Below are 24681 nucleotides of genomic sequence, written 5' to 3'. Positions count from 1 at the left end.
GATCATGTACACCAGTTACAGTACCCTGCAGCGCAAGCAATTGTCCAAGCAGGTCTATACCGATACCCAGAGCACCTATCTTCTGGTCTATGCGCCGGGGCGTCACAAGGCGCTGCAAGCGGCGCTGCAAAACCAGCTGCACCGCAAGTTCCGTCTGGTGACCCGGCTTGAGGACGAGCTGACCCCCGATGTAGCCGGGGTGCTGCTGGTAAGCGAGGATGTGGAGTGCACCCCCACCGCCCTGACTTATTTTGCCGCCGCCCTGCGGGAGGGCGCAGACCTTGCGGTCTGCGACGCCTCCTTTGGCTTTGACGGCTCCACCGCCCTGTACCTGAGCACCCGGCACCTGCCCGGCAGCAGCTGCGCACTGGTGTCCCGCGCATTGCTGGACAAGGTACGCGCCGCCGCCCGGGGCAAGGACAGCGTTACCGAACTGCTGCGTCTGGCCCACGCCATGGCGCAGCACAGCCGCTGCATCCCGCAGGCGCTGCTGCACTTCCGCCGGGAGCTGTGCGCCGACGATGTATTCTCTGCCAAGGGACGCCGTGCGCTGATTTTGAGCCATGAGCTGACCATGACCGGTGCGCCCATCGTGCTGGTAAGTGCCGTGCCGGTGCTGCGCAGCTTAGGCTTTGAGGTGGTGGTGCTGGGGCCCTCGGATGAAGGCTCGCTGCCGCTGTTTCTGGACGCCGGGGCCGCTGTGGTCACCCGCCCGGACTGCGTTACTTCCAGCGCCCTGTGGGGGCTGGCCACCAGCGCAGACTTTGTGCTGGCCAACACGGTGGTGGAAGCGCCGGTGGTGAACACCCTGAACGGCTCCTTTGTGCCGGTGCTGTGGTGGCTGCACGATGCCTTTGCGGGCTACCCCTTCATCTCCCACAGCATCCCCAAGGCGCTGGGCAAAAACGTGCACCTCTGCGCCGTAGGCTCCCACGCCACCGCCGCCATGCACTCCGTCCGGCCGGATTTTGCCATCGAGCAGCTGATCTACGGTCTGCCGGACTATGCAGCCGAGCAATTCCCCCGCTATGACATCAGCTTTGCCGGGGGGCGTCCCCTCTTTGTGACGGTAGGCTCGCTGGAGCACCGCAAGGGTCCGGACATCTTCTGCAACGCCATCCGGCTGCTGCCCTCTGCAGTGCGGGAAAAAGCTGCCTTCCTTTTTGTGGGCAAAGCCGCCGACAAGGGGATGTACAACGCCGTGGACAGCTTGGTGCGGGACTATCCCCAGACCGTTTTCTACCGCAAGCGGCTGGAGCGCCCGGAGGTCAAATCCTTGATGGAGCAGTGCAACTGCGTGGTGTGCGCCTCCCGGGATGACCCCATGCCCACCTTCGTCACCGAGGGACTGATCTTCGGCAAGCCCTCCATCGTATCGGAGCACACCGGCACCGCCGGGCTGGTGACCGAAGGCGTGGACGGCTTCCTCTACAAGGACGACGACCCGCAGCAGCTGGCCGACAAGCTGGCCTGGGCCATCGAACACCCGGAGGCGCTGGCCGCCATGCACGGCAGCTGCCGCTGCCTGTACGAGCAGCAGTTCTCCAACGAATCCTATGTCGCCACCCTGACAAGGCTGGTAAAAGAGCTGACGGACGGGGAAGAATCATGAAAAAAACACTGCCGGACAGCTGCACGCTGCCCGGCAGTGCTTTTTCACGGGAGAGGTTTTCCCATTTTATCAAATCCCCCAAATTGCCCAACAAAGTTCCGCTTCCGTTCACAAAGGGCGGCGGGAGATGTGCTATACTGGTTCCAGAATTTCCGGTTGTGAAAGGAGTTTTGTTTCCATGAGCCAAGCCGCCGCGCAGCAACCCTCCCGCAAAAAGACCGTGATCTCTCTGCTGGTGCTGCTGGCACTTACCTGCATCATCGTGTTCACTTTTAAGGACCACTGGGCCGAGATCACTGCGGCGCTGGCACAGCTGTCGGTGTGGCAGGTGCTGGCGGTTCTGGCGGTCGGCCTCAGCTACCCCCTGCTGGAAGGGTGCGTGGCGTGGGTCATCGTGCGCAGCCGTCTGCCGCAGTTCAAGCTGTGGCAGGGGCTGGATGTGGGCTGGTGCGGCACCTTTGGCAACGTGGTCACGCTGGGTGCCGGTGCGGTGCCGGTGCAGCTGTACTACCTGCACCGGGCCGGGCTGCCGCTGGGCCCCGGCGCAGGGTTGATGACGCTGGAATACGTTTTCCACAAGAGCACGGTGCTCCTGTACGCCACCGTGATGCTGCTGTTGCAGCACCGCTGGCTTGCTGCCAACACCACCGGTGTCATGCGGTATCTGCCCATGGCATACGCTGTGGTAGCGGTAATTATCGTGGCGCTGGTGCTGCTGTGCGTCTCGCCGCTGGTGCAGTGCCTCGCCCGCTGGCTGCTGGGCTTTCTGCCCAAGACCGAAAAGTGGCAGCAGCGCCGCGCCGACTGGCTGGAACAGCTGGAGGTGCTGGGCACCGAGAGCCGCCGCCTGCTGGCAGATAAGCCCCGCTGCCTGAAGATTTTTGCCCTGCAGGCGCTCAAGCTGTTCGGGCTGTTCTGCCTGCCCTACCTGTGCATCCGTTTCATGGGGCTTTCCCCGCTGGGCTTCTGGCAGGTGCAGCTGCTCACCAGCCTGATGCTCTTCGTCTCCAATGCCCTGCCCAATGTAGCCGGGATGGGCTCGATCGAGACCGCCTTTCTGCTGGTGTTCGGCAGCTTTCTGGAGCAGGGCGAGGTGATGAGCGTGCTGATGCTCTACCGCATCGCCAGCTATTATGTGGTATTTGCCGCCAGCGCCGTGGGCTTTTTCATCGCCCAGCGGCATCTGGCGCAAATGGAACTGCCAAAGGAGGGGTGAGCAGATGAAAAGCTTCCACATTCCCCGCACCGCTTTATTTTTTATCCTGTTTGCACTGGCAGCTTTTGCGGTGCTGTACCGTCCCATCGACCTGAAGGCGCTGGTGCGCGCCAGCTCGCAGGGCACGCTCCGCACCGAGGAAGTGGCGCATTTTGGCAGCACAAACGACATGGACTATCACCTCCTCTCCATGGACAGCGAAGCGTTCCAACAAACGGCAGAATTGCTTTCCACCGTCTCCTGCCGCAAAAAGCTGAACCAGAACTATTCTGCCTACACCCACGATACCTTCCCGGTGCAGTCGGTCACCGTCAGCTTTTATGACGATGCCGAGAACCAGAAGTTTCTGCTGACGGTGTATTCTGACGGCGTGTGCATCCTGAACAGCGCCTTTGTCAGCGTAAAATACCCCGGCGGCGGCGCAGCGCAGCTGTATGAACAGCTGGCGGGGATGGGGCAGTAAAAACAAAAAACGGGGCGTGCAGGTGGTCAAGCTGCACGTCCCGTTTTTGTTTTCTTTGCGTCGGCTGTGGTACCAAACACAGCCGGTGCCGCGCCGGAAGCAGCAGAGCAAACCGTGCTGCCGCTTCCCGTAGAAAAGAGAAAGGAATGGAGGAATGGAGCGGAGCGCTTGCAGACGCTCCTTTTTTCTGGTGCAACGTGGTTAGAATTAGCTAACCGCCGCTGCGAGAACAGGATACCACAGTCAGTTAGTCTTGTCAACCCTTAATTTGCAAATTTTTTCGCAAAGTTGCCGTGCCGCCGGGGTTTCTGCCGTTTTTCTACATTCTGCCCAAAGAATAGCCTTTCCGCTGGAAGAAAACCCACTTGTTTTCTATTGCTTTTTAAAACGGTTCTTGCTATTATAATAACGCAAGATTTTGTGGGCAGGTTTTTATTTTTGTCTACACCTTGTAGTAAGGGCTGCCGCAGACGGCAGCACAAGACCGTTTCGCCCCCAGAAAACCGCCCAGACAGAGCGGTTTTTCAAAGGCTCATTAGTTAGAAAGCGCTAACTGCGTAATGGAGCAAGGAGGTTCCAATGATCCAGTTTGAACAGTGGGAAGGCTTTGAAGGCCGCATCTGGAAGGAAGAGGTCAATGTGCGTGACTTCATCCAGAAGAACTACACCCCCTATGACGGCGACGAAAGCTTTCTGGCAGGCCCCACCGAGGCTACCGATAAGCTTTGGGGTGCTTTGCAGCAGCTGCAGAAGGCCGAGCGCGCCAAGGGCGGCGTGCTGGATATGGAGACCGAGGTGGTCAGCAGCCTGACCTCCTACGGCCCCGGCTATATTGACGAAAACCTGAAGGATCTGGAGCAGATCGTTGGCTTACAGACCGACAAGCCCCTCAAGCGCGCCTTTATGCCCTACGGCGGCATCAAGATGGCAGAGCAGGCCTGCACCACCTACGGCTACCAGCCCTCTGCCGAGCTGCACAAGATCTTTACCGACTACACCCGCACCCACAATCAGGCCGTGTTCGATGCCTACACCCCGGAGATGAAGAAGGCACGCCACACCCACATCATCACCGGTCTGCCAGACACCTATGGACGCGGCCGCATCGTGGGCGACTACCGCCGCGTTGCCCTGTACGGCATTGACGCCCTGATCCAGTTCAAGCAGGAGGATCTTGCCAACTGCGGCGACGGCACCATGACCGATGACGTCATCCGCCTGCGCGAGGAGATCGCCCGCCAGATCAGCGCCCTGAAGGGCATGAAGAAGATGGCCGAGGCTTACGGCTACGACATCTCCCAGCCCGCCAAGGACGCCAAGGAGGCCTGCCAGTGGCTGTACTTCGGCTATCTGGCCGCCATCAAGACCCAGAACGGCGCCGCCATGAGCGTGGGCCGCATCTCCACCTTCCTTGACATTTATATCCAGCGCGATCTGGACAGGGGCATCCTGACCGAAAGTCAGGCACAGGAGCTCATCGACCACATGGTCATGAAGTTCCGCATGGTCAAGTTTGCCCGCATCCCCAGCTACAACCAGCTGTTCTCCGGCGACCCCGTGTGGGCGACCCTGGAGGTGGGCGGCATCGGCATGGACGGCCGCAGCATGGTCACCAAGAACTGCTACCGCTTCCTGCACACGCTGGAAAACATGGGCCCCGCACCGGAGCCCAACCTGACCGTGCTGTACTCCTCTGCCCTGCCCGAGGCCTTTAAGAAGTACGCCGCCAAGGTGTCCGTCAACACCAGCAGCGTCCAGTACGAGAACGACGATGTGATGAAGCCCGTCTGGGGCGACGATTACTCCATCTGCTGCTGCGTGTCTGCCACCCAGACCGGCAAGGAGATGCAGTTCTTCGGCGCACGCGCCAACCTTGCCAAGTGCCTGCTGTACGCCATCAACGGCGGCGTGGATGAGAAGAGCCACGAGCAGTGCGGCCCCAACTATGCTCCCATCACCAGCGAGTACCTGACCTATGACGAGGTGCTGCCCAAGTATGTGCAGATGCTGGACTGGCTGGCCGGGCTGTACGTCAACGTGCTGAACCTCATCCAGTATATGCACGACAAGTACTACTACGAGGAAGCCGAGATGGCACTCATCGACACCGATGTGCGCCGCACCTTTGCCACCGGCATTGCAGGCTTCTCCCATGTCATCGACTCCCTGAGCGCCATCAAGTACGCCAAGGTGAAGGTGGTGCGCGACGAGAACGGCCTTGCCACCGGCTTTGAGACCGAGGGCGACTTCCCCAAGTACGGCAACGATGACGACCGCGCCGACGAGATCGGCGTGTGGCTGCTCAAGACCTTCCTTGAGATGATCAAGAAGCGCCACACCTACCGCAACTCCGAGGCTACCACCTCCATCCTGACCATCACCTCCAACGTGGTGTACGGCAAGTACACCGGCGCTCTGCCGGATGGCCGCGCCGCCTTCACCCCGTTTGCACCCGGCGCTACCCCCAGCTACGGCGCAGAGCAGAACGGTCTGCTGGCCTCGCTGAACTCCGTGGCAAAGCTGCCCTACCACTGGGCGCTGGACGGCATCTCCAACACCCAGACCATCAACCCCGAGGCACTGGGTCACAGCGAGGGCGAGCGCGTGGAGAATCTGGTGCAGGTGCTGGATGGCTACTTCGATCAGGGCGCACACCACCTGAACGTGAATGTCTTTGGCAAGGAGAAGCTGCTGGATGCCATGGAGCACCCTGAGAAGGAAGAGTACGCCAACTTCACCATCCGCGTTTCCGGCTACGCTGTCAAGTTCATCGACCTGACCCGCGAGCAGCAGCTGGACGTGCTGGCACGCACCTGCCATGGCGTCCTGTAAGGCCCTTGGGTACGTCCACTCGCTGGAATCCTTCGGCTCGGTGGACGGCCCCGGCGTGCGCTTTGTGGTGTTTTTGCAGGGGTGTGCCCTGCGGTGCAAGTACTGCCACAACCCCGAAACATGGGCAGAGGGCGGCGAGGCGTGGACGGCAGAAGCGCTGTTCCAGCGGGTATACCGCTACCGCAACTACTGGGGCAAAAAGGGCGGCATCACGGTCAGCGGCGGCGAGCCGCTGCGGCAGATGGACTTTCTGACCGAGTTCTTCACGCTGGCACGCGCCAAGGGCGTGCACACGGCGCTGGACACCGCCGGGCAGCCCTTCCGCCCGGACGACCCGGCGTATCTGGCGGCATTTGACCGCCTGATGGCTAACACCAGTCTGGTGATTTTAGACCTCAAGGAGATCGACCCGGAGCGCCACCGGCAGCTCACCGGCAAGGACAACGCCAATATCCTTGCCATGGCGCGGCACATCTCCGACCTCGGCATCCCGCTGTGGGTGCGGCACGTCCTTGTGCCCGGGCTGACCGATGACGAGGAAGGGCTGCGCAAAACAGCAGACTTTATCCGCAGCCTGAAAACGGTGCAGCGGGTGGAGGTGCTGCCCTACCACACCTTGGGGCTGTTCAAGTGGCAGAAGCTGGGCATCCCCTATCCCCTGCCGGACGCAGTACCGCCCACGGCAGAGCAGGTAAAGCGCGCAGAGGATCTGCTGGAAGTAAGCCGGTATCCCGGGTAAAGAGGAAAGCATCTTTTTGATTTGAAATTCAGCCAAGCCGGTAGGCTTGGCTGAATTTCATTTTCACAGGTTTGTTCTGCCTTGACTTCCCTGCACCGCACCGCTATAATAAAGGGGTAAAAGGATAAATGCGTTTATCCGGGCAGAGTAGCGCCGCACACCGTCTGCGCAGAGAGAACAGGCCACTGGCTGGAAGCCTGTTTGCAGACCGCTGCGCAAAGTGCGCCCGGACAGCACGCGGCGGGAACCCCGTGGGGAAGTATCGCCGTGCGGTGCGCCGCCGTTACCGGCTTTGAGCGACAAACAGAAGTGGAACCGCGATTTTGATTTTAAAACCGCCTTCGGAGCTGTGCCTTGTGCACCGCTCCGGGGGCGTTTTGTTTTGCGGCTTCTGTTTGGAACAAAAAGGAGAATTGACCATGCAGATCTTCAACACCCTGACCCGACAGAAGGAAGAATTTGTGCCGCAGGTGCCCGGCGAGTACCGCATCTACGTCTGCGGCCCCACCGTGTACAACTATATCCACATTGGCAACGCACGCCCGCTGATCGTGTTCGATACCCTGCGCCGCTATCTGGAATACCGGGGCAACAAGGTGATCTACGTTTCCAACATCACCGATATCGATGATAAGCTCATCAAGAAGGGGCAGGAAGAGGGCACCTCCATGAAGGAGGTGGCGCAGCGCTTTGAGGCCGAGTACCTGAAGGATGCCGCCGGTCTGAACTGTGAAAAGCCCACCGTGCAGCCCCGCGCTACCGAGCATATCCCCCAGATTTTGGATATCGTCAAGGATCTGATCGACTCCGGCCACGCCTACGTTGCCAAGAACGGCGATGTGTACTTCCGGGTGAAGAGCGACCCCGGCTACGGCAAGCTGAGCCACCTGAATCTGGACGATCTGGAGAGCGGCAACCGCGAGCTGCGCAGCCGCATGGAGGACGATTTGAAGGAAGACCCCGCCGACTTTGCCATCTGGAAGGCTGCAAAGCCCGGTGAGCCCGCATGGGAAAGTCCCTACGGCATGGGCCGCCCGGGCTGGCACATTGAGTGCAGCGCCATGAGCCGCACCCATCTGGGCAAGACCATCGACCTGCACTGCGGCGGTCAGGATCTGATCTTCCCCCACCACGAAAACGAGATCGCCCAGAGCGAGTGCGCCAACGGCTGCGAGTTTGCCCGCTACTGGATGCACAACGGCTTCATCAACGTGGACAATCAGAAGATGTCCAAGAGCCTGCACAACTTCTTTACCGTGCGGGATGTGGCAAACCTCTACGGCTACGAGCCCATCCGCTACTTCATGCTGACCGCCGGCTACCGCATGCCCCTGAACTACACCGTGGATCTCATCGAGAGCTGCAAGAACAGTCTGGAGCGCCTGTACACCTGCCGCGAGAATCTGGACTTTGCCCTGAGCAAGACCGACTTCGGCACCGACGAGACACTGAAGGAAAAGGCCGCCGAGGCACGCACCAAGTTCTGCACCGCCATGGACGATGACCTGAACACCCCGGATGCACTGGCCTCCGTGTTCGATCTGGTCAAGGAGATCAACACCCTGTCTGCAACTTCCAGCAAGGCTGCACTGGAGACCGCTGCCGCCGCCTTTGACGAGATCACCGGTGTGCTGGGTCTGCTGTACAACCGCAAGAAGGACGAGGTGCCCGCCGAGGTGACCGCGCTGGTAGAGAAGCGCGCTGCCGCCAAAAAGGCCAAGGACTGGGCCACCGCTGATGCCATCCGCGCACAGCTGACCGAACTGGGCTGGGCTGTCAAGGACACCGCACAGGGTCCCCAGCTGAGCAAGCTGTAACACCTTAGTAGTATAAAAGGGGTTCGGAAACGCCGTAGGCGTTTCCGAACCCCTTTTTTCACGGGAGAATGCAGGCGAAAACGGCAAAAGCCCCGCAGGGCGGTATGCTCTGCGGGGCTTTTGTCCATAGGAAAGGAGGCGTAATAAAGAAAGGACGGATTAGAAATCCACCTCAGTATCGTAGTAGCAGCACTTGAGCAGCTTCTCCATCTCCTCCTGACTGGGCTGGCGGGGGTTGGAGCCGGTGCAGGCGTCGGCGATGGCGTTCTTGGCAATCTCGGGCAGACGCTCCAGGAACACATTCTCCGGCACAAAGCCCTGCTCAGTGGGGTAGGAGTCCGGGCCGTAGTGCTGGATGCAGTGGGGGATGTTCAGCGCGTCGTTCATGCCGCGCAGGTACTCGATGAGCAGCTTGACCTTTTCGTCATCGTTTGCGCCGCCCAGCTTCATCTCGTCTGCGATGACGCCGTAGCGCTTCTTGGCCTCCGGGTCCTTGGCGTTGAAGGCGATGACCTTGGGCAGGTACATGGCGTTGGCCGCACCGTGGATGATGTGTGCGCCGTAGTCTGCAAAGGCAGCGCCGGTCTTGTGTGCCATGGAGTGCACGATGCCCAGCAGTGCGTTGGAGAAGGCCATACCGGCAAGGCACTGGGCGTTATGCATGGAGTCGCGCTTGGACATATCGCCGTTGTAGCTGTCCACCAGATCGCCCTGAATCATGCGGATGGCGAAGATGGCCAGCGGGTCGGTGTAGTCACAGTGTGCGGTGGAAACGTAAGCCTCCACGGCATGGGTCATGGCGTCCATACCGGTGTGGGCAACCAGCTTTTTGGGCATGGTCTCAGCCAGATCGGGGTCCACGATGGCCACGTCCGGGGTGATCTCAAAGTCCGCGATGGGGTACTTGATGCCCTTCTGGTAGTCGGTGATGATGGAGAAGGCGGTCACCTCGGTAGCAGTGCCGGAGGTGGAGGAAATGGCGCAGAAGTGTGCCTTGCGGCGCAGCGGCGGGATGCCGAACACCTTGCACATCTCCTCAAAGGTGATCTCGGGGTATTCGTACTTGATCCACATGGCCTTGGCTGCATCGATGGGAGAGCCGCCGCCCATGGCAATGATCCAGTCGGGCTCAAACTTCAGCATGGCCTCGGCACCGCGCATGACTGTCTCCACGGAAGGATCGGGTTCGATGCCCTCGAACAGCTCCACTTCCATGCCGGCTTCCTTCAGGTACTCCACGGCACGATCCAGGAAGCCGAAACGCTTCATGGAGCCGCCGCCGACACAGATCATTGCCTTTTTTCCGGTGAAGGACTTCAGCGCTTCCAGAGCGCCCTTGCCATGGTACAGATCACGGGGCAGAGTAAAACGAGCCATAATACAAAACCTCCAAAAATAGTACGGCACACGCAGCGCTGTACCGCAGTTCATCATTATGTTAATTATATAACAATTTGGAGATGGCTTCAATTGACGTACCGGGAGAAAAAGTCGTTCTATTTTGGGCGGTTTCCACAAGCAGTAGGATGCAACAAGCCCCCTGCCCTGAAAAAAGCGCAAAAAAACACCCCGAAGTCCTAAGACTTCGAGGTGCTTGCCTTTGGAGCTGCTATCCAGATTCGAACTGGAGACCTCATCCTTACCAAGGATGCGCTCTACCAACTGAGCTATAGCAGCAAATGGCGACCCGGATCGGGCTCGAACCGACGACCCCCAGCGTGACAGGCTGGTGCTCTAACCAACTGAGCTACCGGGCCATGATCGCTCAAGTTCGTGCGGCATCTTACCGCGGGAACGTACTCTATTATATCGGAAAGTCGGTCTGTTGTCAAGCACAAATTTGCGGAAAATGCAATTTTTTGCAAAAGCGGGTAAAGGTGGGCTGTTTGGGACGCTGAGACGATTTTAAATGGCTTCCGCTTCGCTCTAGCCATCTTCAGCGGAAAAAATATTTTAAATTTCGCGTTTGTCGCGCTCTGCGGAGCGCTCCAAACGCTATTTTCACGGGAGGGGTCATAGAGTGAAACGGCAGAGGGAGTAAAAACAAAACGCACAAGTTCCGAAGAACCTGTGCGTCATGGCAGGGGTAGTAAGTTTCGAACTCACGGCACGCGGTTTTGGAGACCGCTGCTCTACCAGCTGAGCTATACCCCTATATACATTCGCTGAATGCTTGATTATTATAGCCGATGCAACGGGGAATGTCAAGCCTTATTTTTACTTATTCTCATTTTTCGCGCCGCCGCAGCTGCAGCAGCTCTCCTGCGCGGCGGAATCCGGCGCAGGCAGCTGGCTTGCCAGCTGTTCCAGCGTAACGCTGTCGATATACTGGTTGATCACCTCGTCCAGCCCCGCCCAGAACGGCAGGGTGAAGCACTGCTCGGACATGGGGCATTCGTTGGTCACGCTGCCAAGGCACGGAATGGGCGCTACGCTGCCCTCGATGGCGCGCAGGATCTCGCCGGCGGTGTAGTCGGCGGGGTCTTTCGTCAGCCGGTAGCCGCCCTGACTGCCCCGCTCGCTCTTGACCAGCCCCACCCGCGCCAGCGGGGTGACGATCTGTTCCAGATATTTCAGGCTCAGGTTCTGCCGCTCACTGATCTCCTTCAGGCTGACGGTGGTGCCCGGCGCATAGCGCGCCAGCTCCGCCATCAGGCGCAGGGCGTAGCGGCTCTTGGTGGAAAATTTCATGGTAGTCCTCTCCTTGTTGCAGTTTATAGTATAGCACGTTACTCGGATTTTGCAAAGGAGAAACCTCTTGTGCAAACAAAAAAGGTCTGTTATCATAGGATGGAACAGAACCTATCTTTGAGGAGTGAGAGTATGACAGAAAAGATCACCGCCGCAGACGCCATCCGTCTGCTGGATACCGGCAAGGCTGTCGCAGTGGATGTGCGCGAGCCGGACGAATACGCCGTAGGGCACATCCCGGGGGCAAAGCTGCTGCCGCTGGGGCAGGTCATCGACCGCGCCGCCGAGGTGCTGCCGGACAAAAACGCCCTGTGGCTGGTGTACTGCCGCACCGGACGCCGCAGCGCCGACGCTGTGCAGAAGCTGGAAGCCCTTGGCTACACCCACCTGCGGGACCTTGGCGGCATTTTAAGCTGGCCCTACGAGATCGAGGGCGATTTTGAGGGGCATTTTTAAGGTTATATACTTTATAAGAAGCACAAACCCATACCAGAAAGGAAACCATGCCATGTCGTTCCATGCAAAAGAGTTCGCGGGCAGCCACTGCGGCTGCCGTTACCAGCAGGATTACCGCCCTACTTTAGGGCGGGACGGCAAAAAGGAATCCGGCACGCTGGAGGTCATCAAGTTCTACTACGATGGCGCCATCCGCTTTGAGCAGCACTGCTACGGCGAGGCTGCCACCTTTGTGTTCGGCGTATGGGCGTCCGGCATGGATGAGGACGGCACGCTGAACTGGGTACTGCCGGACCGCCGCAAGAGCTATTACGACGAAAGCTATCTGCCCAAAAAGCTGGACCGGGTGGACGAAGCCGGAAACCTGTACTTTGACGGCGGCATCTTCCCGTGGAAGCTGGCGGACGACTTTGCCGAGGATAAGCGCTGGGGCTACCCCAAGTGGAAGGTGGCGCTGGGTAAGCTGACCGGAAAGGGCAAAAAAGGTGACTGAATCACGAAAATCCAGTATTCATATTGACATACTAGGGAATGATATGGTATAACTTATCCGTTGAAAGGATTCCGCATCTGCACAGGGCATTCAAGGCTCCCGCAGACGCGTTCAATAAGAAAGGATCATTCCTATGGAAAACATGGAAAAAGTGGTTTATCTGGATAATGCTGCCACCACTCCCTGTGCTCCCGAGGCACTGGAAATGATGGTCAAAGCCCTGAGCGGTGCCTGCGGCAACCCCAGCAGCCATTACAGCATCGGCTATGAGGCAAAGGAATTCGTGGACACCGGCCGTGCGCAGGTGGCAAAGGCCATCAATGCAAGTCCGGCTGAGCTCTTCTTTACCAGCTGCGGCTCCGAGGCCGACAACTGGGCGGTAAAGGGCACCGCCTTTACCAAGGCACGCCAGAACAAAAAGCACCTCATCACCAGCGCTTTTGAGCATCATGCCATCATGCACAGCATGGCTGCACTGGAGCGCATGGGCTTTGAGGTGACCTATATCCGTCCCACCTCCGAGGGCTACATCCGCCCCGAGGACGTGGAGGCTGCCATCCGTCCCGACACCGCACTGGTCAGCATCATGATGGCCAACAACGAGATCGGCACCATCCAGCCCATCAAGGAGATCGCCGAGGTCGCTCACAAGCACGGTGTCTGGATGCACACCGATGCGGTGCAGGCTGTGGGTGCCATCCCCGTGGATGTGAAGGAGCTGGGCGTGGATATGCTGTCCATGAGCGCCCACAAGTTCAATGGCCCCAAGGGCATGGGTGCACTGTACTGCCGTAAGGGCGTATGGCCCCAGAACTTGATCGATGGTGGCAGTCAGGAGGCCCGCCACCGTGCAGGCACCGAGAACGTGGCCGGCATTGCTGCCATGGGCAAGGCACTGGAGATCGCCACGGCGCATCTGGATGAGCGCATGGCCCACGAGAGCGAGCTGCGCGATTACGTCATCGACCGCATCCTCAAGAACATCCCGGAAGCCCGCCTGAACGGCGGCCGCAGCCCCCGTCTGCCCAACAATGTGAACATCAGCTTCCCGGGTCTGGAGGGCGAGACCATTCTGCTGGATCTGGATATGCACGGCATCTGCGCCTCTACCGGCTCTGCCTGCAACTCCGACAGTCTGGACCCCAGCCATGTGCTGCTGAGCATCGGCCTGCCGGAGGAGATCGGCCACGGTTCCATGCGGTTCACCTTTGGCCCGCAGAACACCATGGAAGAAGCAAAATATCTGTGTGACGTGCTGGAGGAGGTCATTCCCCGCCGCCGCGCTATGAGTTGTATGTGGCTGCAGGGTCAGAACAAGGCCCGCCAGTTCAGCCTGAAGGGAGAACAGTAATTATGGCAAGTATGTATAGTGCCAAGGTCATGGAGCATTTCGCAAATCCGCACAACGTAGGTGAGCTGCCCGATGCAAACGGCGTGGGTGAAGTGGGCAATCCCAAGTGCGGCGACATCATGCGCATGTACCTGAAGATTGAGAACAATGTGATCGTGGACGTCAAGTTCCTCACCTTTGGCTGCGGCGCAGCTATTGCCACCAGCAGCATGGCCACCGACCTGATCAAGGGCAAGACCGTGGACGAGGCGCTGAAGCTGACCAACAAGGCCGTTGTGGAGGCTCTGGAGGGTCTGCCCCCGGTCAAGGTGCACTGCTCTGTTCTGGCCGAGCAGGCCGTCAAGGCTGCTCTGTCCGACTACTACCGCCGTCAGGGCATCGACCCGGAGCCCATCGTGGGCAAACTGGAAGAGGACTGTGAGCACTGCGAGAGCTGCGGCAACTGATCCTGACAGTATCATAAGCAAAAAAGAGGACACCGCTTCGTGCGGTGTCCTTTTTTGCGTCCCCACTTGTGAGAAAAGGGGTTCAGAAACGCCCGCAGGCGTTTCTGAACCCCAAAAAATCAAATCGTTTTCCTCGCCTTACACCCCGCCGTGGCGGCGCTGCTCGGCGGCAAGTTCCTGCTGCAAAGCGGCCTTGCGGTGATCCAGCAGCAGATCCTTGTTGTACTTGAAGTACCGTTCGCAGCCGTTCTCGGTGAGGAACTGGTGGGAGGCGGGGTTCACCGTAAGTTCGGTGACGAACACCACCATCTCCTGACTTTCCGCAAAGGCCTGCTCCATAAAGTCGAAGGCGGCTTCCAGCGCAGCGGCGGCGGTCTTTTGGGCGGCTTCGCGCTGGTCTGCCAGTGCGCCGAACTGACCGCGCAGCAGGTCGAAGGCCTCCTGTGTACCGGCGGCGTTGGCGCGGCGCAGCTCCCCTTCCCACTGGTGCAGCGCGGCCTGCACCTGCAGACGGTTGGTCAGTTCTGCCTTGCCCAGCAGCCCGGCATCGCGCTTTTGCTGGGTCTCGGCTTCGTAGTCCTTGATCTGCTGGCTGAACAGCTCTGCGGAGCCGTCCGGGATATCCTCCGGCAGGGCAGCCAGCGCCTTTTTGGTCTCCCGCAAAAAGGCGTAGCAGGCATCGGCCACGGCATCCGCCTGCAAAGAGGCGGTAAAACGGGTGTCCAGCCCGGCCAGCAGCAGACTGACAAGGCTAAGCCGCTCGTCAAAGGGAGCCTGCAGCAGCCGTGCGAACACGGCGGGCTTTGCCTGCCCGGCAAGAATTTCCTCCACGCCGTAGTCGTCCCGGTACTTGTAGTACAGATCCAGATAGGCCGAGAAGTCCTCGGCGATCTTCGGGTGCTGGATATACTCCCGGATCAGTTCCTCGTCCGCCTGCAAGCCCAGTGCTTCGTAGGTGTCCAGCAGGTTGGAAAGATCCTCCCAGCCGCGGGCGGTGACGAACTGGGTGCCGTCCACGTCCGCGTTGATCTGGTAGAAGTTCTGGGGATGCAGTTCCAGATAACTCAGGATGGCACTGTGGATATGCGCAGCACGGGCGTAGTCCTTCCACACCGGCAGGTCGGGCTCGATATCCATGCGGCGCACGCGGTCAAGGGTTACGATGTCAAAATCCCGGACGGATTTATTGTATTCCGGTGGGTTGCCTGCCGCCACGATGACCCAGCCCGCAGGCACGGCCTGATTGCCAAAGGTCTTGCACTGCAAAAATTGCAACATGGTGGGGGCCAACGTCTCGGACACGCAGTTGATCTCGTCGATGAACAGAATGCCCTCCGAAAGGCCGGTGGCCTCCATTTTAGCGTAGATGCTGGCAATGATCTCGCTCATGGTGTATTCGGTCACCGATACGTCCTTATCGCCGTAGTGGCGCTGCCGGATAAAGGGCAGACCCACGGCGCTCTGGCGGGTGTGGTGGGTGATGGTGTAGGCCACCAGTGCCACCCCGCACTCCCGGGCCACCTGCTCCATCACCTGCGTTTTGCCAATACCCGGAGGGCCCATCAGCAGGATGGGGCGCTGCCGGATGGCGGGAATGGCGTATTCGCCCAGCGCATCCTTGGCAAGGTAAGCTTTTACGGTATGCTCGATTTCTTCTTTGGCACGTTTGATATTCATAATGGTTCCCCCTCTTGTCAGGAGTTGTTCAGCTCGCGGTACAGGTCGTCCTCCTCGGCCAGAGCGTCCGCAAGGGCGCTGGCCGGGCGGGCTGCCGCACCGGTAAATTCTTCTTCGTCCAGTACCACCTTCATCGCCCACGGCGGCACATTGGCATCATCGAACCGCTCCCCCAAAAACAGAAAGGCGGTATCGTAGCCGGGACGCCGCGCCGGGTAGGTGCCCATGCCGTCGGTGAAGTACAGCAGGCCGCGCAGGTTCGAAAACTTCTTTTCGGCGCAAAGCTGATCCACATATGCAAAGGCCGGGCGGAAATCCGTTCCGCCGCCGCCCCGCAGCTCAAAGTGGTTCATGGCGTGGATGAGCTCGTCCTCGTTGCGGATGAGGATATCCTGCCGCACGGCGTTGTCGGCCTGAATGAGGTGCAGATTCATGCGGTGGAAAAAGTTTTCCCGCCCTTTCAGCAGGGTGTAGGTCTCGGCCAGAAAGGCGCGCACCAGCTCGCCGGAGGTAGAGTAGCTGGTATCAATGACCAATGCCAGCTCCTCGATCTTTTTGCTTTCCCGGCTTTCCAGCGGCTCGATCAGGGGCAGGTTGCCGTACACCGAAAGGCCGTAGGTGTAGAAGTTCAGATCGAACTCGTCCGGGTCCAGTTTTACCTCCTCGCGCAGGACGCAGAACCGGCGCAGAAAGTCCTTGTAGCTGCGGCGGCTGCGGTTGGCGGCCTTCACCTGCTGCTTCAAGGCATCGGTGCCCTCGCCCGCCTCTTTATCCCGCAGATCCAGCTCGGTCTGCATCCGCTCCCCGATCTTCTGCCACGTTTTCTGCGGCAGAGGGGTGGGCATCTGCTGGGGCTGCTCCGGGGCATCCTTCGGCCACAGGCGGTGGTCGTCGGTGACAAATTCCCGCTCCAGCTGCCGCAGCACGCCGGGCGTCTGCCGGGTGAGCCAACGGTACACCGGCGCTGCCGCCACCACCTTTTCCTCAGCGGTGATCTGCCGGTAGGCATTCTGCCGCACATAGGTGAGCGGACGCATCACGCTTTTGCGCTGTAAGCTGTCAATGACGTTTTCCACCGCGATATCGCACGCAAGGCTCCACAGCTGCGGCTCCCGGCGGCCTTTCAGCCACAAATGCCGGAATATGCAGTGGAAGATGGTGTGCAGATACAACCGGTTGAGATATTTCGGGTTCTCCTGATAAAGCTGCAGCAGGCGCTGCGGCTGATAATACAGGGTCTGTCCGTCCGTAGCCAGCACCCGGCAGCGCTCGTCCGGGGCGGGGTTCAGGGCGCTGAGTGCCATATCCAGAAACCGGAAGTCCAGATACAGCCCGCTGCGCACCACCGCCAGCACCTCGCCACCCATGCGTGCCTGCCACTCCTCGTGGGTCTCCGGCCGCTGGGATTGGAAGGGCTTGCGGGGGTCGAAAAATTTTTCTTTTGGCAACGTGTGGTCACCTCTCAAAAATCAAAATCGTACCGCTGCTTTTTGGACTGGGGGGCATATTTTTTGTGCTCCGCATCTGCCAACAGGGCGGCAGCAGCGGCGTTCTCTGCCTTGGCGGCAAGGGCGGCGGCAGATGCAAAAGCGGCTTTATCCAGCACGTCCAACGCCAGCAGGGCGCGGATGCTGTCGGTATCCTGTGCCTTTAAAAGGCGGGCGAACACCCGGTCGGTGTTGGCTGCCAGAAACGCCCGGTAGTGCCCGGCGGCAGCTTCGGTCAGCTGCCACGGATACCGCAGGCGGCCAAAGCAGAGCATGGCCATAATGGCGGCGTCATCGGCATCGTGCCCCTGCGGGAAGATGGCGTCATATTCTGCGGGGAGGAATTTATTGTCGAGAAAACACTGTCTGTAATGGTATCCCTGCCCGGAAAAGGTGTGCAGCAGGATGTGGGCGGGGGTCTCCTCGATATCCTCCCAGTAGGCGGGGTACCACAGCGCCGCCAGCGGCGCGGGGGCATCGGCGGGCCAGAACTGCGCCTGCACGGCCTCGGTGATGTTGTTCACCAGCGCAAACAGCCCGGTGGGCTGCTCCGGTGCGGCCTGCACCCGCAGGGTCTCCAGCGCAAAGCAGTTCAAAAACACATCGCTGCCCACGGTAAGTCCCCCGCTGCCCACCGTGAGCAGGCGCAGGCTGCGGCAGTTGTAAAAGGCGCAGCTGCCGATGACCTGTACGCTGTCCGGCAGGGTGGCTTCTTCCAGAAAGCTGCCGCACACCGGGTGCAGTTTCTCTTCGTCCGCGGCCGGGGCGTCAAGGTCAAAATCGTACCGGCGGGCGGGCTTTTGCCCCACCGCCTGCCCGAACGCCCGGGTCAGCCGCACCGTACCGTCTGCGCTTACTGCGTAGCGGCAGAGGGCATCCGCCGCAGGCAGGCTGCGGGGCTTTTCCGAGAAGCAGTAGTCGCCCAGCTCGGTCAGGGCAAGGCTGCCGCCCGCCGGGGCGGGCAGAGTGCCCGGCAGCGCCACGCAGGGCGCTGTGCCGTACACCCGCACCAGCCGTGCCGTCTGTGCCGAAAGGGGCAAGATATCCAATATCAGTTCGTTTGCCTGTTCCACCATGCTGCGACCTCGTTTTTCTGCATTCATTCAGCTTTCAGTATACCGCGAACAGGGGGTGATTGTCTAGTGCAGAGAAAGATTTGAACGGGTCTGTGCAACGGGGCGCGGCACCCGGCGGCTCTGCCGGTGCTCCCCTTTTTGTCACAACCTTGTTCAAGTCCTCTGTTCTTCCGGTGCTGTTAAACGGAATTGCGGGATAAAACAAAAAAGACAGCTATCAAAAGCTGTCTTTTTTGTGGTGCAGTAAAGCAATCCAAATCCGAACCATTTTCCTTTGATGCGGCTTGGGCCGCTTCCTCAAACGTGATGGTCTGTGTACCTTCTTTATAGTTAAAGGTTATCAAAACCTTATCATCGTACAGATAAATCGAATTGATGAACGTATCCACCAACGCTTGCCTCTGGTCTTTCAGGCTCATGTCCAGTTTACGGAAGCGCATCAGCCAGAAACGGATAAATTCCTCTTTGATTTTTGGCTTTGCCAGCTTTTCTTCCGCAATGCGGGCTTCAAGCTCACGCTTGGTTTCTTCGAGCTGTTCCAACCGTTCCTTGGTGGAACTGGTGAGGATTCCGGCTTGAATTGCGTTGAGCATATTCTGGATACCCGATTCTGCATCCCGGAGCTGTTTCTCATAGAGAGGAAGGTTGGTGTTCTCTCGGTCTTGCAGCTCCATGACCTTGGCGATAATGGATTCCATGGCGGCATCGTCCCGGACAAGCTGCATGGTCTGGTTCACCACCAGATCTTCCAGCCACTGTTTGCGGACAGTTTTCTTCTTGCAGCCCTTCTTCTTTTTGGCCGTGGCACATTTATAGTAGCGGTGGACTTCTCCCGTCCGGCTTGTGCCGCTTTCGCCAAACATCAGCGCACCGCAGCAACCACAGTGCAGCTTGGTTGTCAGCAGGTAATCGTCCTCTGCCTTTCTTCGGGCAGGGGCTTTCTTGTTTTTGGCAATCTTTTCCTGCACATCATCGAACAGTTCCAGCGGCACGATGGGCGGAATCGCATCCGGCACGACCACATCCCGGAATTTCAGTTCTCCGATATAACGCCGGTTTTTGAGCATGTGCTCCACGCTGTTGTAAGTAAATTCGCCTCCGACCGGGTTCTTGATGCCGTTTTCATTCAGCCAGTCCCGAATCTCTTTCATCGTGAGGCCATCCCGATACTTCGTGAACGATTCCAGCACGAAAGGGGAGGCAAGCGGGTCGATGTGAAATTTCCGCTCGGAATCCAGCGTATATCCAAACGTTCCACGACCACCGTTGCAGCGGCCTTTCAGGATGTTCTCTGTCTGTCCACGGACAACCTTTTCGGCAAGGTCGGCAGAGTAGTATTCTGCATAGCCCTCCAGAACCGATTCCAGAATGATACCCTCTGGCCCCTCGGAGATGATCTCCGTAGCCGACATGAGCTTGACACCGTTCTTCTTCAGCTGGGTCTTATACCGGGCACTGTCGTAGCGATTCCGGGCAAAGCGGTCAAGTTTCCAGACCAGAACAATATCAAACAGCTTCTTGTCGCTGTCCTTTATCATCTGTTGGAATTGAGGGCGATTATCCGTCTTGGCAGAGATGGCGCGGTCAATGTAGTGCTTGACGATAGTGATGTCATTCTTTTCGGCATAGGCCGTGCATTCACGAATCTGGCCTTCGATGGATTCTTCGCGCTGGTTATCACTGGAATAGCGGGCGTAGATCACAGCGGTCATGGCAAGCACCTCTCTTTACACGTCATTGAACGGTGGAGCGTTCTTTCAAAGCACTGTTTCGTATAATGTATATACCATGTTTTGATGGAGAAATCAAGAGTTTTTATTATCTTCAGTTTTTCTTTTTGAACAATTGACCCAACAGCCACCCCTCTCGTTGAAATGAGGTGACTGTTGGGCCGACTTGCTCGGATTCCTTTATTCTTCGTTTAGCTGGACGATGGTATTATAAAAGATTTTGTTTGGAATAACGACTTGAAGAACACCCTTTTTCAAAAGTGCTTCTATGCGTTTCATGACATACCAGTCACTTACCGGAGCAGAAATCGCTTTTAATACGTCTGCGGTAAGTTCACCAACCGAAATAGGAATTCTCGATACTAAACTAATAATTCTCTGGTCGAAATAATCTATGTTAACGCTTTTAACATCGTTCGCATGCCAAATACGCATGGAGGTGTTTTCGTTTAATAGCTTTCCCCATCTTTTGGCATACTCAGTAATAGTTTCTTCCGTCAAATACTTTTGTGAGATCTTATCGGTTTTCCCTTCCATAAATTCTTTCAGACCTTCTCTGGATGCAAGCAAAATTCTATTTGTACCATACTTTGCTGCATAGTAACAAATATAATAAATGCCGCACCAACAATCGGCAGAACTCCTGACCCAAACACGCAGTGGCTTATGATTTATCATATCACATTGAACCGCATTCGCTGTACCATGATATTTCGACCACAGTTGTCTAGCTTCAATTTGGCTGTCAGGATAATATTCTGAAAGGCAATTCACGAATTGTTTGCAACGATATTCTGAATCGCAAGCATATTGAAGTTCTCCCATTGATAACATAAACGGAAACAACTTTACACTTTCGACGATGCCTAAAGCTGCTAACATATTGACATCACTGGGTTCAAAAACAATTTCATCCATAGCTGGTCAAAATCATAATTTCGGGATGGTAACTTGTGTAGTTGCACTCCAATAGATTGGTTTGCTTGAGCCAACCACTCCAAAATAACACCCAACGCTGCAATCAAGATAAGTTCCAACATCATAGAAGTCATATGTATAGGTTGTATTATATATACTTTGTTCTGGAACTAGTGCTGTCGTTGAAAATGGGCAGCTTCGTTCGATGTTATCGGAATAGCTCGTGTAGTAATCCGTTCCTGAAACATTTTTTATTAAATCCGGGCCAATACCGACGGTAGTTCCACTCATATAAAAGCCCAATCCATTGGCCTTTGTATAAAGAACTCTCCATGTTCCATCAATATACGATACAACTCTTGAGCCGTCTGTATTAGAAACAGGAATGCGCATTGGAACCTCGGCCAAAACATAAAATCCGAGATTCTCTTGTTCTTGCACAGAAAGATTGAGAAGTTCTTCTATCGAATAATCATCGATCTTTCTCTTATTTCCAGTTGCAAATGCTGGCTGAATGGTCAGGAGAAATAAAACCGTGACCAATAGAATGGAAATCAGCCGTTTGATTTTGTTAGTCATAGTATACTGCCTCCTAATTTATTTTTTTTCTTCACTCAATACACTAAAGCTCCATTGGAATCACCTTCATTAAATTTTCCCCTTCAGGTGTATACTCCTCGGCAAATAAATGTGAACCATACAAATGCTGAAACTACTAGAATACTGCTGGAATAGAAAATATTGTGACCTTACACTGCTTTGGGTGATTACTTTGCTTTCCTTCATTGAATAGCTAGAACAACAGCTACTATCAAGAACAAAGTTGAAAGCCCAAGCTGAACCCATGCAATTTTTTCGTTTTCGGCATTGTTACAGCCTTTGGAGGATACTGCCACTTGGATATAATGCACTGCTACGATTCCATATGAGAAAAACAAAGAAGCCCAAGCATAAGGTACTGCGCTTTTATCTGTCAATCGGACAAGATTACTAGTCCATACTGAAATGCAGCCCCAAAGGGCAAAAGGAGCAATAAGAAAAAAGTTGCTTTTGCCTTTTTTCATTCTTAGCCTCCCACAGCTTGATGGTACGATTTTGTAGTATCCATAAGGTGTCCACCGGAATCATACGAATACAAAATATCATGATAGCAATGGGTATAGTAGCTATTATCATATGCGAAATGGACTTCATACAGCGATTGATTTATAACAACTTTCGATGGAGAAGTAGCTAGAACCACACTAACCAAAAAGGATCCAACCGTAACAGCAGTGCTTCCCGGCAAGTGCAACCCAGTAATTAAAAGGCTTGCTGCAGTTTCAACTCCACCAATCTCAATTTGCGCAATCGCCGTATTGTCAATTGTATAGCTGAGATTTGATACAAATATATGCTTATACTGTGATCCTGTAACATCACTTCCAACAGTGGCTCCCCTTGTTTGAGGCATAGATTTTGAAGTTGCTAATTTCAAAAAGACATCATAGCTTTGATTGGTCAATTTGCTTTTTTTCGTTTTTTGGGCTTTCGTATAGACAAGTTCACCTGTACCATCTTCTTTAACGCTCCGGTTCAAGGTAACATTTTGTCCATCAATATCAGTAAAGCGAGTTACTTCAATGATCGTATTTTTATCTATTTTGTAGGACACTTGCACAGTTCTTGCAACAGTAGCCACCAAATTTTCACGGTCGCTTTTAGAAATAATTTTTGTTTTACTGATTGCACTGTCTGCAAAAGCCGTTGTCATTGGCAAATTTTGTAAAGCGGCTACTGTTATGCCTAAACATAAAGTTTTCAAGAATTCTCTTCGAGATACATCTTTCATATTCTATCACCTCACATCGTTTTTGATATAATGTCTATCATATGAGTTTAGTTGCGATCAAGCGATTCAGGGACATCCGGCTGATACGCTGTAAAGCAGCAGGTGCTATTCACACTTAAGACTGCAATCGCCATTGCAAAAGCACATGTAATTTTACTCAGGAAAAAAATCAGTTTTTGTGAATTCTGTTTCATATTGTCCTCCACATTACATAGAATACGTTACATCGACTTCATTGTTTGTTCCGCGAGGAGTTCCCTTCAGCCAGCAAGTATGAGAAGCAATACCATTATAAGCGTTACTGGTAAAGGTGAGTTTTGCCGAACTGGAGTTATACGTCAAACTTGCATCACTATATGTGGAACCCAAAGTTGTAATCGAATAGTCCCATGCATTTGTGACTTTGTTATTCGTCACTGTCATATAAAAATATGCATGAATCACCACTCCCTTATACGAAACCTTCCAAGAATTCGACGATTTCGCTACACGAGAAATTGAATTGTCCACTGACTCGATAGTAATAGTTGCTGGATCACCATTACTGTCAACTACCGCAATTGCGAGCTTCTCGTTTGCCTTCAGTTGATCGAGATTGCTAAAAGTAACAACATTGTTCTTAACGGTAGCTTTCGGTGAATTCGATTCAGCGAAGGCAGACTGAACGCCAAACGACATTACAACCGCAATAAAGTCAAAACCACCGGCTAAGCCGGTGGCTTGAGTAAGCCCTAGAAGGGCATCCTACTGGCAAAGCCCCTCAAGGGGCCTCGAGCAAGCGTCTTTCATCTGCATTACCTGCCCTACCGCTCTAACGAGCTATGTTGCAAAGTGCATCTTCTAAGATAACAATTTCTTTGTCATCTCGCTTTGCTCGAATCTTATAGCTAAAGCATTTTCTACTCCACCAGCGGAGCTGGTGGTTGTCGCTCGCTTAAGCTACTCAAAGCAGACTCGCCGTAAGTTTTTTGATGAATTTTCTTGTACTCATGATCACATTTTCCTTTCCTTATTTTGATTTGATTGCTTTTACGACTAAATAAATGACCAGTATGCCGATGCAGAGCGAAATAATTGTCAATGCCTCTGCCGTTGCATTAAGGCAAGCACCAATAAAATAAACCAATACCAAAAATGCAACAAAAGCGATAAGAAGCAGCACCCATTTGTTTTTTTTCATGTTATCACCTCCCTATCTACAAAAGTTGGCATTAAATTTTTGTTGAACCAAAGGAATTGTTGAGAATACAATCAATACCCATTTGGAGAGATAGTAGCAAACTACATGACGTGTATACGGAAGCACATTAAAAATGGCAAGCAGGAAATCTATTGACGAAAGAACAGATGCGACCATCTTGTAACTTGACCGCTTCTTTTCACTTAAAGGCTTATTCTTTGCTTCGATAGGTGAGAGAAAGATAGAGATGCCCAAAAGAGCTACTGTTGTCAGGATACGGAAAAGGTGATTTGCTGCGATTGCCTTACTTAGCAAAATGCAGATAAGTGCCAGTCCGGAGAATGCCAAATAGCATCTGGTGTGCGATGTTGCATGGTATCCGCCAATGTAGATTCGCTGTGGGATAAACCCAATCAAAAATGAAAGTGCGTACCGCACATCACCACACACAACAGCGATTAAAACAACAAGCAGAACGCTCACAACAGATGATATGAGCAACTCGTACCCATAGACATACGCATCCGCCTTTGCTTCATCTATCACTTTTTGCTCGCAGAAAAGACGGACTGATTTTTGAGACAGCGTGCGTTCCCACATTGCAGTTGCGCCACCTTATCTTCTGATTTTTGCTTCACTGTATCATAAATTTCAGCAAAATCAAGA

Annotated in this window: 25 protein-coding genes and 3 tRNA genes; 11 read left to right on the top strand and 17 right to left on the bottom strand. The window is 55.5% G+C overall.

Annotation, left to right across the window (positions count from 1 at the left end; all coding sequences use genetic code 11):
- Window positions 1-4 precede the first annotated feature (4 nt).
- The 7 genes from C7J97_RS09845 to cysS all read left to right on the top strand — a co-directional run bounded on the left by C7J97_RS09845 (window position 5) and on the right by cysS (window position 8679).
- The gene (locus tag C7J97_RS09845; protein ID WP_113992820.1) at window positions 5-1612 is read left to right on the top strand and encodes a glycosyltransferase family 4 protein; all 1608 of its coding nucleotides are present in this window, start codon (window positions 5-7) and stop codon (window positions 1610-1612) included.
- Window positions 1609-1794, top strand: a complete 186-nt coding sequence (locus C7J97_RS15240) for a hypothetical protein (RefSeq protein ID WP_207657568.1) — start codon at window positions 1609-1611, stop codon at window positions 1792-1794. Before C7J97_RS09845 ends, C7J97_RS15240 begins: the two co-directional genes overlap by 4 nt.
- Window positions 1791-2828, top strand: coding sequence for a lysylphosphatidylglycerol synthase transmembrane domain-containing protein (locus C7J97_RS09840; protein ID WP_113992821.1), 1038 nt, complete (start codon window positions 1791-1793; stop codon window positions 2826-2828). The genes C7J97_RS15240 and C7J97_RS09840 overlap by 4 nt, the downstream gene beginning before the upstream one ends.
- Window positions 2829-2832: 4 nt before the next feature.
- The gene (locus C7J97_RS09835) at window positions 2833-3291 is read left to right on the top strand and encodes a hypothetical protein (RefSeq protein WP_015537296.1); all 459 of its coding nucleotides are present in this window, start codon (window positions 2833-2835) and stop codon (window positions 3289-3291) included.
- Between the two features lie 579 nt (window positions 3292-3870).
- Window positions 3871-6123: a formate C-acetyltransferase gene (gene pflB / locus C7J97_RS09830; protein ID WP_113992822.1), complete on the top strand. Its 2253-nt coding sequence runs from the start codon at window positions 3871-3873 to the stop codon at window positions 6121-6123.
- Entirely contained in the window at window positions 6110-6862 is a 753-nt protein-coding gene (pflA, locus tag C7J97_RS09825; protein WP_113992823.1) for a pyruvate formate-lyase-activating protein, read from the top strand. The genes pflB and pflA overlap by 14 nt, the downstream gene beginning before the upstream one ends.
- 419 nt (window positions 6863-7281) lie before the next feature.
- A complete protein-coding gene (cysS, locus tag C7J97_RS09820) occupies window positions 7282-8679 on the top strand; it encodes a cysteine--tRNA ligase (protein ID WP_113992824.1) in 1398 nt (465 codons plus the stop codon).
- Window positions 8680-8838: 159 nt separating this feature from the next.
- On the opposite strand, the gene C7J97_RS09815 is transcribed toward cysS, so the two are convergent.
- The 5 genes from C7J97_RS09815 to C7J97_RS09795 all read right to left on the bottom strand — a co-directional run bounded on the left by C7J97_RS09815 (window position 8839) and on the right by C7J97_RS09795 (window position 11370).
- Window positions 8839-10056, bottom strand: a complete 1218-nt coding sequence (locus C7J97_RS09815; RefSeq protein ID WP_015537293.1) for an iron-containing alcohol dehydrogenase — start codon at window positions 10054-10056, stop codon at window positions 8839-8841.
- A 224-nt stretch (window positions 10057-10280) separates the two neighbouring features.
- A tRNA-Thr gene (locus C7J97_RS09810) sits at window positions 10281-10356 on the bottom strand.
- 3 nt (window positions 10357-10359) lie between these two features.
- A tRNA-Asp gene (locus C7J97_RS09805) sits at window positions 10360-10436 on the bottom strand.
- 321 nt (window positions 10437-10757) lie between these two features.
- A tRNA-Trp gene (locus tag C7J97_RS09800) sits at window positions 10758-10833 on the bottom strand.
- Window positions 10834-10896: 63 nt separating this feature from the next.
- Complete coding sequence (locus C7J97_RS09795) at window positions 10897-11370, bottom strand: RrF2 family transcriptional regulator (protein WP_015537292.1); 474 nt, start codon at window positions 11368-11370, stop codon at window positions 10897-10899.
- 132 nt (window positions 11371-11502) lie between these two features.
- On the opposite strand from C7J97_RS09795, the gene C7J97_RS09790 reads away from it, so the two are divergent.
- The 4 genes from C7J97_RS09790 to nifU all read left to right on the top strand — a co-directional run bounded on the left by C7J97_RS09790 (window position 11503) and on the right by nifU (window position 14116).
- A complete protein-coding gene (locus C7J97_RS09790) occupies window positions 11503-11826 on the top strand; it encodes a rhodanese-like domain-containing protein (protein WP_015537291.1) in 324 nt (107 codons plus the stop codon).
- A gap of 52 nt (window positions 11827-11878) precedes the next feature.
- Window positions 11879-12319 carry a hypothetical protein gene (locus C7J97_RS09785; RefSeq protein WP_113992825.1) on the top strand — a complete coding sequence of 147 codons (441 nt, stop codon included), beginning with the start codon at window positions 11879-11881 and terminating at the stop codon, window positions 12317-12319.
- Window positions 12320-12452: 133 nt separating this feature from the next.
- Window positions 12453-13670: a cysteine desulfurase family protein gene (locus C7J97_RS09780; RefSeq protein WP_005922939.1), complete on the top strand. Its 1218-nt coding sequence runs from the start codon at window positions 12453-12455 to the stop codon at window positions 13668-13670.
- 2 nt (window positions 13671-13672) lie between these two features.
- On the top strand, window positions 13673-14116 hold the full coding sequence (gene nifU / locus C7J97_RS09775; RefSeq protein WP_015537288.1) for a Fe-S cluster assembly scaffold protein NifU: 444 nt from the start codon (window positions 13673-13675) through the stop codon (window positions 14114-14116).
- Window positions 14117-14254: 138 nt separating this feature from the next.
- Here the strand turns inward: nifU and C7J97_RS09770 are convergent, their stop codons facing one another.
- The 12 genes from C7J97_RS09770 to C7J97_RS09720 form a co-directional block, all read right to left on the bottom strand.
- Window positions 14255-15793, bottom strand: a complete 1539-nt coding sequence (locus C7J97_RS09770; RefSeq protein WP_113992826.1) for an AAA family ATPase — start codon at window positions 15791-15793, stop codon at window positions 14255-14257.
- Between the two features lie 17 nt (window positions 15794-15810).
- On the bottom strand, window positions 15811-17241 hold the full coding sequence (locus C7J97_RS09765; RefSeq protein ID WP_316543971.1) for a vWA domain-containing protein: 1431 nt from the start codon (window positions 17239-17241) through the stop codon (window positions 15811-15813).
- 14 nt (window positions 17242-17255) lie between these two features.
- Window positions 17256-18356, bottom strand: a complete 1101-nt coding sequence (locus tag C7J97_RS09760; protein WP_113992828.1) for a leucine-rich repeat protein — start codon at window positions 18354-18356, stop codon at window positions 17256-17258.
- Between the two features lie 179 nt (window positions 18357-18535).
- Entirely contained in the window at window positions 18536-20068 is a 1533-nt protein-coding gene (locus C7J97_RS09755) for a recombinase family protein (RefSeq protein WP_113992829.1), read from the bottom strand.
- A gap of 198 nt (window positions 20069-20266) precedes the next feature.
- Entirely contained in the window at window positions 20267-21004 is a 738-nt protein-coding gene (locus tag C7J97_RS15410; protein ID WP_223387800.1) for a DUF3658 domain-containing protein, read from the bottom strand.
- Window positions 21005-21016: 12 nt separating this feature from the next.
- On the bottom strand, window positions 21017-21583 hold the full coding sequence (locus C7J97_RS09745; protein ID WP_005934531.1) for a hypothetical protein: 567 nt from the start codon (window positions 21581-21583) through the stop codon (window positions 21017-21019).
- Window positions 21584-21786: 203 nt separating this feature from the next.
- Entirely contained in the window at window positions 21787-22068 is a 282-nt protein-coding gene (locus C7J97_RS09740; protein WP_005943373.1) for a hypothetical protein, read from the bottom strand.
- A 2-nt stretch (window positions 22069-22070) separates the two neighbouring features.
- Window positions 22071-22835 carry a hypothetical protein gene (locus tag C7J97_RS09735; protein WP_005934532.1) on the bottom strand — a complete coding sequence of 255 codons (765 nt, stop codon included), beginning with the start codon at window positions 22833-22835 and terminating at the stop codon, window positions 22071-22073.
- Window positions 22836-22882: 47 nt separating this feature from the next.
- Complete coding sequence (locus tag C7J97_RS09730; RefSeq protein ID WP_081027705.1) at window positions 22883-23029, bottom strand: cyclic lactone autoinducer peptide; 147 nt, start codon at window positions 23027-23029, stop codon at window positions 22883-22885.
- Between the two features lie 13 nt (window positions 23030-23042).
- The gene (locus C7J97_RS09725) at window positions 23043-23513 is read right to left on the bottom strand and encodes a DUF5626 family protein (RefSeq protein WP_112091340.1); all 471 of its coding nucleotides are present in this window, start codon (window positions 23511-23513) and stop codon (window positions 23043-23045) included.
- Between the two features lie 331 nt (window positions 23514-23844).
- Window positions 23845-24015 carry a hypothetical protein gene (locus tag C7J97_RS15015; RefSeq protein WP_005924488.1) on the bottom strand — a complete coding sequence of 57 codons (171 nt, stop codon included), beginning with the start codon at window positions 24013-24015 and terminating at the stop codon, window positions 23845-23847.
- Between the two features lie 12 nt (window positions 24016-24027).
- Window positions 24028-24615 carry an accessory gene regulator B family protein gene (locus C7J97_RS09720; RefSeq protein WP_005924490.1) on the bottom strand — a complete coding sequence of 196 codons (588 nt, stop codon included), beginning with the start codon at window positions 24613-24615 and terminating at the stop codon, window positions 24028-24030.
- Between the last annotated feature and the right edge of the window lie 66 nt (window positions 24616-24681).

It is taken from the genome of Faecalibacterium prausnitzii (assembly GCF_003324185.1).
Lineage (GTDB): Bacteria > Bacillota > Clostridia > Oscillospirales > Ruminococcaceae > Faecalibacterium > Faecalibacterium prausnitzii.
This window is presented reverse-complemented; position numbering and strand designations above follow the sequence as displayed.

Bases quoted from the DNA above. Each gene is read 5' to 3' on its own strand.
- C7J97_RS09730 (WP_081027705.1), bottom strand. From the start codon at position 23,029: ATGAAACAGAATTCACAAAAACTGATTTTTTTCCTGAGTAAAATTACA.
- C7J97_RS09795 (WP_015537292.1), bottom strand. From the start codon at position 11,370: ATGAAATTTTCCACCAAGAGCCGCTACGCCCTGCGCCTGATGGCGGAG.
- C7J97_RS09735 (WP_005934532.1), bottom strand. From the start codon at position 22,835: ATGAAAGATGTATCTCGAAGAGAATTCTTGAAAACTTTATGTTTAGGC.
- C7J97_RS09745 (WP_005934531.1), bottom strand. From the start codon at position 21,583: ATGACTAACAAAATCAAACGGCTGATTTCCATTCTATTGGTCACGGTT.
- C7J97_RS09755 (WP_113992829.1), bottom strand. From the start codon at position 20,068: ATGACCGCTGTGATCTACGCCCGCTATTCCAGTGATAACCAGCGCGAA.
- C7J97_RS09720 (WP_005924490.1), bottom strand. From the start codon at position 24,615: ATGTGGGAACGCACGCTGTCTCAAAAATCAGTCCGTCTTTTCTGCGAG.
- C7J97_RS09760 (WP_113992828.1), bottom strand. From the start codon at position 18,356: ATGGTGGAACAGGCAAACGAACTGATATTGGATATCTTGCCCCTTTCG.
- C7J97_RS09725 (WP_112091340.1), bottom strand. From the start codon at position 23,513: ATGTCGTTTGGCGTTCAGTCTGCCTTCGCTGAATCGAATTCACCGAAA.
- nifU (WP_015537288.1), top strand. From the start codon at position 13,673: ATGGCAAGTATGTATAGTGCCAAGGTCATGGAGCATTTCGCAAATCCG.
- C7J97_RS15015 (WP_005924488.1), bottom strand. From the start codon at position 24,015: ATGAAAAAAAACAAATGGGTGCTGCTTCTTATCGCTTTTGTTGCATTT.
- cysS (WP_113992824.1), top strand. From the start codon at position 7,282: ATGCAGATCTTCAACACCCTGACCCGACAGAAGGAAGAATTTGTGCCG.
- C7J97_RS15240 (WP_207657568.1), top strand. From the start codon at position 1,609: ATGAAAAAAACACTGCCGGACAGCTGCACGCTGCCCGGCAGTGCTTTT.
- C7J97_RS09815 (WP_015537293.1), bottom strand. From the start codon at position 10,056: ATGGCTCGTTTTACTCTGCCCCGTGATCTGTACCATGGCAAGGGCGCT.
- C7J97_RS09845 (WP_113992820.1), top strand. From the start codon at position 5: ATGTACACCAGTTACAGTACCCTGCAGCGCAAGCAATTGTCCAAGCAG.
- C7J97_RS09790 (WP_015537291.1), top strand. From the start codon at position 11,503: ATGACAGAAAAGATCACCGCCGCAGACGCCATCCGTCTGCTGGATACC.
- C7J97_RS09840 (WP_113992821.1), top strand. From the start codon at position 1,791: ATGAGCCAAGCCGCCGCGCAGCAACCCTCCCGCAAAAAGACCGTGATC.
- C7J97_RS09770 (WP_113992826.1), bottom strand. From the start codon at position 15,793: ATGAATATCAAACGTGCCAAAGAAGAAATCGAGCATACCGTAAAAGCT.
- C7J97_RS09835 (WP_015537296.1), top strand. From the start codon at position 2,833: ATGAAAAGCTTCCACATTCCCCGCACCGCTTTATTTTTTATCCTGTTT.
- C7J97_RS09780 (WP_005922939.1), top strand. From the start codon at position 12,453: ATGGAAAACATGGAAAAAGTGGTTTATCTGGATAATGCTGCCACCACT.
- pflA (WP_113992823.1), top strand. From the start codon at position 6,110: ATGGCGTCCTGTAAGGCCCTTGGGTACGTCCACTCGCTGGAATCCTTC.
- C7J97_RS09740 (WP_005943373.1), bottom strand. From the start codon at position 22,068: ATGAAAAAAGGCAAAAGCAACTTTTTTCTTATTGCTCCTTTTGCCCTT.
- C7J97_RS09785 (WP_113992825.1), top strand. From the start codon at position 11,879: ATGTCGTTCCATGCAAAAGAGTTCGCGGGCAGCCACTGCGGCTGCCGT.
- C7J97_RS15410 (WP_223387800.1), bottom strand. From the start codon at position 21,004: ATGGATGAAATTGTTTTTGAACCCAGTGATGTCAATATGTTAGCAGCT.
- pflB (WP_113992822.1), top strand. From the start codon at position 3,871: ATGATCCAGTTTGAACAGTGGGAAGGCTTTGAAGGCCGCATCTGGAAG.